Genomic DNA, 7,581 nt, shown 5'->3' with positions numbered 1-7,581 from the left:
TAGCTTCTAGCTTCTAGCTTCTAGCTTCTAGCTTCTAGCTTCTAGCTTCTAGCTTCTAGCTTCTAGCTTCTAGCTTCTAGCTTCTAGCTTCTAGCTAATATGTGATAACATCATTAGACTAAACAATTGAATTTGATTAAATTAGATTTTTCTTATTTAAACGGGCTATATTTCAATAGCTATTACATTAATTGACAATATCTTTTTATGGAATATTTTGAGGCTTTCTGTGCTAATTTCAGTAATTACGCATGGGGAACACCATTATTAATTTTGCTACTTGGTGGAGGATTTTTCTTTACTATTTATTCAAGATTTTTACCTTTTCGTTATTTTAAACATGCAATAGATATATTAAGAGGTAAATATGATGATCCAGATGCTGAAGGCGATATAGATCATTATGAAGCTTTATCCGGAGCCATAGCAGCAACAGTTGGTATGGGTAATATTAGTGGTGTAGCTGTAGCATTAGTAGCAGGTGGCCCAGGAGCAATATTCTGGATGTGGATAAGTGCATTACTTGGTATGGCTACAAAATTCTTTACTTGTACACTTTCTGTAATGTTTAGAGGGCACGATTCTCATGGACATGCTGAAGGAGGTCCAATGTATTTTATTGAAGAAGGTTTAGGAAAGAAATGGAAACCATTGGCTATTTTCTTTGCTTTAGCTGGCTTATTTGGAGTTACTCCAATGTTCCAAGCAAATCAATTAACAGAAGTATTAAGAACAGTAGTTTTTGTAGATATAATTCCTTTAGATGCTGATATGGATGTTGTAAACTTCATCATTGGTATTTGTATCCTTGTGATTGTCTCAATAGTGATTTTTGGAGGTATAGAGAGAATCGGAAAAGTGGCAGGTAAGTTGGTTCCAGTAATGGTTGTCATCTATGTGACAGCTGTATTAATAATGATTGGAATGAATATAGAGAAGTTACCTGCAATTATAGGAGATATATTTGAAGGAGCTTTTAATCTTAGATCTGTAGGAGGAGGAGCTTTAGGTGCTGTAATTATGATTGGAGCCAAAAGAGCTGCTTTTTCTAACGAAGCAGGTATTGGTACTGCTCCTATGATGCACGGTGCGGCTAAAACAGACGAACCTGTAAGAGAAGGTTTGGTGGCGATGATAGGACCCTTTATTGATACAATTGTTGTTTGTACTATGACGGCATTAGCAATTATGTCTTCAGGTGTGTATGATTCTCATGCAGAACAAGTAGATGGAGTGTTATTAACTACAGAAGCTTTTAGAGCAGCTTTCCCAACTTTTGGAGCGGCTATATTATCGATTTGTGTTTTGTTCTTTGCATTAACAACTTTGTTTTCATTCTCTTATTACGGAACAAAATGTTTAGGTTATTTGATAGGCGCAGATAAAAAGCACTACTTTAATTACTTTTATGTAATCATGATTGTTGTTGGTTCTGTAATCAAGCTTCAAGCAATTATTAATCTAATTGATGGAGTATATGCAACAATGGCTGTTCCTACTATGGTTGGTGCATTACTGTTATCTCCTAAAGTAAGAAAGGCGTCATTAGACTATTTCGAAAGAATGGATAAAGTGATTAAAAATTAATAGTTGACTAATCACAGAAAATATATTTTTGAGGCTATCCGAAACATTTGGATGGTCTTTTTTGTAAAGTAATGTACTTTTGTTTTAGAATTGAATAAAGATAAATCATGGATAAAGACGATCTTCTTAAGTTAGATAATCAATTATGTTTTCCTTTATATGTTGCCTCAAGAATGGTAACTAAGATATATCAACCCTTTTTATCTGAACTGAATATTACTTACCCTCAATATTTAGTTTTAATGATTTTATGGGAAGAAACTTCTTTGACAGTAAATGAAATCACAAATAGACTATACTTACAAACAAATACTGTTACACCATTGCTTCAAAGAATGGAAAAACAAGGATTGATCATCAAATCAAAGTCTAAAGTAGATACAAGAAGCTATATAATTACTTTGACTGAGACGGCTAAAAACTTGAAAGATAAAGCGCATTGTATACCAGAATCTTTATTGAATGATGCAACTATGGATAAAGAAGAGCTGTTATTACTTAAGTCTACCTTAGATAAATTGATAGATCATTTAGATGAAAAAAAATAGACAATGTATCTACATTGACTATTAAAATAACTAAGCTGAAAGTTTCCAACGATTATGACTCCATAACCAAAGTGAAGGTTGTTGATTGATATTCTCTTCTAATGCTTTCGAGTATTTTTCGATCAATGAGAATTTGTCAGATGCTTTTGGTGATTCATCTAATAGAACAAACTTCGTCTCGTAAACTCCCCGTTTAATTTTTGTGCACTGAGGATAGATTACTGCATAATCACTACGATGAGAAATAACATCAGCACCTGTTAGAAAGGCTGTTTTTTTATGCATAAATTCTGTCCAATATTTTGATGCTTTGGGGTGAGCACTTGGGCTTTGATCACCGATAATTAAATTAAGAGTTAACTTATTTTCTTGTTGTAATTGCATAAGTGTTTTATACCCCTTTTGAGAAGGTACACATAAAACACCCATTCTACTTCTGATCAATTGCATCAATTCATCAAAATATTTGTTGGATAGAGGTTGATAAAATGCAGTTACTTTATGTTGGAAGAAATTTGGGAAAAAGGCATTCCACTCCCAGTTTCCCATGTGTGCAGAATACATTACTATACTTTTATTTTTTTCGTAAAGCTGTTTGATAAGCTCTTCATTATTTATTTTAATATGTTTTTTGACAGCCCTTTTTCCCATTGTTAAAGTTTTGATGCTCTCAAACATCATATCACAGAAATGTAGATAAAAATGCCTAGAAATTTTCCTTATTTCTTTCTCACTTTTCTCTGGAAATGCAATTGTTAAGTTCTTCTTTACTACTTCTTTTCTATAACCAATGATGTAATAAATTAAGATAAACATCATATCAGATAATACATATAATAGATGAAGTGGGATAATGGATAGCACATAAAATGGCAAAAATTTAAGGTTTTTCATTTTTATAAATCAGTTAATTAGATGAATGATGTATAGTATTCATATTCATGACAACCGAACACTGATTTACCCCTACAATGGAATTGAAAATAAACTAAAATAAATTTTTAGGCATAATACCATACTGATTAGTTAAAATAGAGGATATTCTAAACGGTATTTTCATTTTATTTCAGTCATTATATAAATACGACTAAAATGAAAAAGAGAACAAGCAAACTTAAGTTTGGAATAGTATTGATATTGATGAGTGGAATTGTGTTTATCGCCCTAAAACAACCGTCAACATTTTCAGATCATACACTAGTAGACTTTTCTAATGAAGCTATTACACAGCAGATAGAAGCTAAAGATGCTACTTATAAAATTGAAGATGGAATACTTATTATAAATAATGGTTTTGCTAAGCATGAGTCTGGTGTAGTGATCTATGAGGGAAATGAAAACTCTTGGAATCTAGAAGGGATGTATACTATTGAAGCAGAAGTAGCCAACCTAGGGGATGAATTTATTCAAGTAGAAATGTTTGTAGGAGATAATGTTGATGATAAAGGATTAATTCGATGGTATTGTTCTGATTATGTAGATTTAGAACCAGGGGAATCAGGAGTAATTACAGTTCCATTAGCATGGTCGCCTTGGGTATTTGATCCACAACCGAAACAATATCCAGGAATGAGAGGTATGTTTGGGATGTTAAAGAGGGATGTAACTACAATTGATGAAATAACTTTTAATTCAAGGTATTCAAGTAAGGAGAATACATTTGCTATTAAAAAATTGAGTGCAAAAACAGAACTTGCTAAAAGAAAAGCAGAAGAGGTGGTTCCTTTTGTAGATGAATTTGGACAAAGTAAATACACTAATTGGAAGGGGAAAATTCATTCTATGGATGAATTGAAGGAAAGTATTCGAATAGAAGAAAAGGATTATAATGAGCATAAAGAGGCTCCTTATAGATCTAAGTTTGGTGGGCATATTAGTGATATTCAATTTGAAGTGAAAGGACATTTTTATACTCAAAAATATCAAGGTAAATGGTGGTTGGTAGATCCAGAAGGTCATTTATTTTGGTCTAGTGGTTTAAACTGTGTGAATAGTAATAGTATGACAACTGGGGTTACAGGAAGAGAAGAGTTATTTTCTTATTTACCTGAAAGTGATGATCCTCTTCAAATGTTCTATGGGAAATCAACTTGGAAGCCATTGGGTTTTTATCAACAATTTGATGAATACAAAACGTTTAATTTTTACGAATCTAATTTATTTAGAAAATATGGAGATGATTGGAAAGAGAAATTTGGTGAATTAGCCAACAAAAGAATTAAATCATGGGGAATGAATACAATTGGGTTTGTATCAGATAAACGTACAATTGAAGCACATAAAAACCCTTATGTAGGTTCTGTTTGGATTATGGATACTAAGAAAATTGAAGGGTCTAATGGGTATTGGGGCAAGTTTCATGATGTATTTGCCAGCGATTTTAAATCAAAAGTAAAAGCTTCTGTCCAATCTCAAAGCCTAGGAGCAAATGATCCTTGGTGTATTGGTTACTTTGTAGATAATGAAATGTCATGGGGTAATATCGGTTCATTATCTATGGCTACATTAAAGAGTCCTGAAGATCAACCGGCTAAAAAAGTATTTATATCAGACCTAAAATCTAAGTATAAGAAAATTGAAAAACTCAATAAACAATGGTCTACAGATTATTCTTCATGGAAAGATATGTTGAAAAATACTTCGCCTCAATTGGGAGAAGGGTCGAAAGAAGATATTTATGCTTTTTATAAAAAAATAGCAGAGACTTATTTTAAAACTATTCATGATGAACTTGTGATAGTCGCTCCAAATCAACTGTACTTAGGTTGTCGTTTTGCTTGGGGTAATAATAAAATTGTGATGAAATCTGCTGCTCAATATTGCGATATTCTGAGCTTCAATAAATATGAATACAGTGTAAAGCATGTTAGCTTACCTGAAGATGTGGATATGCCTATTTTAATTGGAGAATTTCATTTTGGAGCGATAGATAGAGGTAGTTTTCATCCAGGAGTTAAAGCAGCCAAAAGTCAAAATGATAGGGGAGAGAAATATGTGAAATACATACAGTCTGCATTAAACCATCCTAATATTATTGGGGCACATTGGTTCCAATATACAGATCAACCATTAACAGGTAGAGGTGACGGAGAAAATTATAATGTAGGCTTGATAGATGTAACAGATCAACCATACCAAGAGGTTGTTGATCATTTTAGAGAAATTAATTACCAATTATATGATTATAGATTGGGCAAAGTGAATAACTAATATTTGATATCAAATCACTATAGCAATCCATAAGTTTTATATCTTGAAAGAGAATAAATTTATGGATTGTTTTTTATGAAAAAGTTTCAATTAAAAAATTTCTTAGATAAACCTTCAGATCAATTTCATATTGCAAGAACGACAATAGATAGTTCTGAAGATTTGAATTTACATTCTCATGATTTCTTTGAATTTTTTTATATTTCAAATGGTCAGGGAATACATCTGATCAATAATGAGGAAGAGAAATTAGAAACAGGGAGCTTTTGTTTCATAAGAGATTTTGATATCCATACATTTAAAAAAGCCTCTAAAGAAGAATTGGTGATTACCAATATTGCGATCCCTATAGATATTGTGCAACAATATACAGTACGTTATTTCGATGGGGTTTCTTTGTATTGGACTACAAATGAAAGTCCATTTAAAGGAACATTTAATAAAGAAGCTTTGAAGGAGTTGATTAACCGAGTAAATATTTTACTCGACAAACCTCGAAACTCTTTATACTTAGATCTTTTTATGCTTCATCTTTTTGATATTCTCAATCAGAAAAAAAATATAGATGATGAGATACCTAATTGGTTAATCCAAGCGATCGAAAAGTTTAGAATGCCACATCAATTAAATCAAGGGCAACCAGGTTTTTTAGAACTTTGCCAACGGTCGGCTGATCATGTGAATAGAGTAATAAAAAAGAGTTACGGATTGACATTATCAGAATTAATCAATAAAGAACGTTTACATTATTGTGCGAAACAGCTAGCGATGACGAATGCTCCTTTGAAAAATATTTATACTGCTGCAGGGTATCAGAACCATAGTTATTTCTTTAGAGTTTTTAAAAAAGAATTCGGTGTGACTCCATTACATTATAGGGGGAAACAACATAAAATATTTTAATCAATAGTTAGCAATTATCGATCTCCATCTTAATCTAAATTGACAAGACAATTTGCACTAAAACCTCTTTCATCATGAATAAAAAAATCCATGCTTTTATAATGTATATGACTGTACCATTAGCGGCAGTAACAGTAGATATTGTAGTGACATCATTACCATCAATCAAAGAAGTATTAGGTATAGATGTTCATTTAGCTCAGTATGTATTTACATTCGGAGTCTTAGGTTTTGGTTTAGGACAACTATTTTCTGGTTTTGTAACAGATGCTTATAATAGAAAAACAGTGTTGATAAGTTCTATATCTGTTTTGATATTGTTATTAGTGGGTGCTGTTATCACAAATGATATTTATGTCTTGATTGCTCTAAGGTTTCTTCAAGGACTAGCCATATCATTTATTGCAGTAGCGTCAAGAGCAGTGGTAAGAGATATTCATGATGATGACGAATATAAAAATGCCGTTAACTACATCACAATAGGTTTTGCTTTAGCACTCACTGTTTCTCCAATGGTAGGAAGTTTAATACTTACTACTTTTAGTTATAAGGCTGTATTTGTCTTTTTGATTGTTTATTCTGCTACGATGTTATTGCTTATTTTCTTTTCAAAAGAATCGAATAAGAATAAGAAACCGTTGAATAGGGGTAATGCAGTGAAAGATCTGAAAGCTTTATTTTCTGATACAGTATTTATCAGAAGTTTAGTGATGTGTGGTTGTTTTTATACCATCGTTCCAATATTTGATACAATCGGTAGTTTCTATGTTACAGATGTATTCCATTATTCTGCTATTGAGTTTGGATGGGCAGAAATTATACTAGCAGTAGCTTGGCTTTTAGGCAATGTTATTAATCGATTTTTATCAAAATTAGACCTTCATCAAAAAACTATATATTCACTTTTAGTTGGCTTTATAGGAGCAGTAATTGGGTTTGTAGTTTTTCAATTGATTGGAGAGTCTGACAAAGCTGTTATATCAGTAATGTGTGTGATTGTATTTGTTGCTGCTATTTTATTTCCATTGCATTTAGGAGCAGCACTAGTAAATCATGGAAAAAGGGCTGGTGTAGCCAATGCTATCGTTTTTTCAGGTTGTTGGATAATTACATCATTCATATCCAATATGGCTACATTCCTTAATCCGCATACTGCGATTTCTATTTATAGTTTGATTGTTTTAGTCTTATCAATCGCTCTGATTAGCTATATTTTCAGTATGAAAAAACTAAGATTGACGAAGAAGTAAAAGGTTTAATATTTCATGTGAATAATTGTAAAGTGTTGTTTATAATCAATCTTAATTAGTTACTTTTGATTGTTATTTAAAAT

At 31.9% G+C, this 7,581-nt stretch carries 6 protein-coding genes; 5 read left to right on the top strand and 1 reads right to left on the bottom strand.

Features of this window, described 5'->3' with window-relative positions:
- Positions 1-207: 207 nt before the first annotated feature.
- Entirely contained in the window at positions 208-1,587 is a 1,380-nt protein-coding gene (locus tag NH26_RS13245) for an alanine/glycine:cation symporter family protein (RefSeq protein WP_044225568.1), read from the top strand.
- Between the two features lie 107 nt (positions 1,588-1,694).
- Positions 1,695-2,135 (top strand): MarR family winged helix-turn-helix transcriptional regulator, encoded by a 441-nt coding sequence (locus NH26_RS13240; protein WP_044225570.1) that lies wholly within the window; start codon positions 1,695-1,697, stop codon positions 2,133-2,135.
- Positions 2,136-2,165: 30 nt separating this feature from the next.
- Here NH26_RS13240 and NH26_RS13235 read toward each other — a convergent pair whose 3' ends face one another.
- Positions 2,166-3,029, bottom strand: coding sequence for a lysophospholipid acyltransferase family protein (locus NH26_RS13235; RefSeq protein WP_044225573.1), 864 nt, complete (start codon positions 3,027-3,029; stop codon positions 2,166-2,168).
- Between the two features lie 198 nt (positions 3,030-3,227).
- Here NH26_RS13235 and NH26_RS13230 point away from each other — a divergent pair, with 198 nt between their 5' ends.
- From NH26_RS13230 to NH26_RS13220, 3 genes are all read left to right on the top strand, one after another.
- Positions 3,228-5,345, top strand: a complete 2,118-nt coding sequence (locus NH26_RS13230) for a hypothetical protein (RefSeq protein ID WP_044225576.1) — start codon at positions 3,228-3,230, stop codon at positions 5,343-5,345.
- Between the two features lie 75 nt (positions 5,346-5,420).
- The gene (locus NH26_RS13225) at positions 5,421-6,248 is read left to right on the top strand and encodes a helix-turn-helix transcriptional regulator (RefSeq protein ID WP_044225579.1); all 828 of its coding nucleotides are present in this window, start codon (positions 5,421-5,423) and stop codon (positions 6,246-6,248) included.
- Between the two features lie 74 nt (positions 6,249-6,322).
- Complete coding sequence (locus NH26_RS13220; protein ID WP_044225582.1) at positions 6,323-7,498, top strand: MFS transporter; 1,176 nt, start codon at positions 6,323-6,325, stop codon at positions 7,496-7,498.
- Positions 7,499-7,581: the final 83 nt, after the last annotated feature.

The sequence above is a fragment of the Flammeovirga pacifica genome, assembly GCF_000807855.2.
Lineage (GTDB): Bacteria > Bacteroidota > Bacteroidia > Cytophagales > Flammeovirgaceae > Flammeovirga > Flammeovirga pacifica.
The sequence above is the reverse complement of the archived record's forward strand: the minus strand, read 5'-3'. Positions and strand labels throughout refer to the sequence as shown.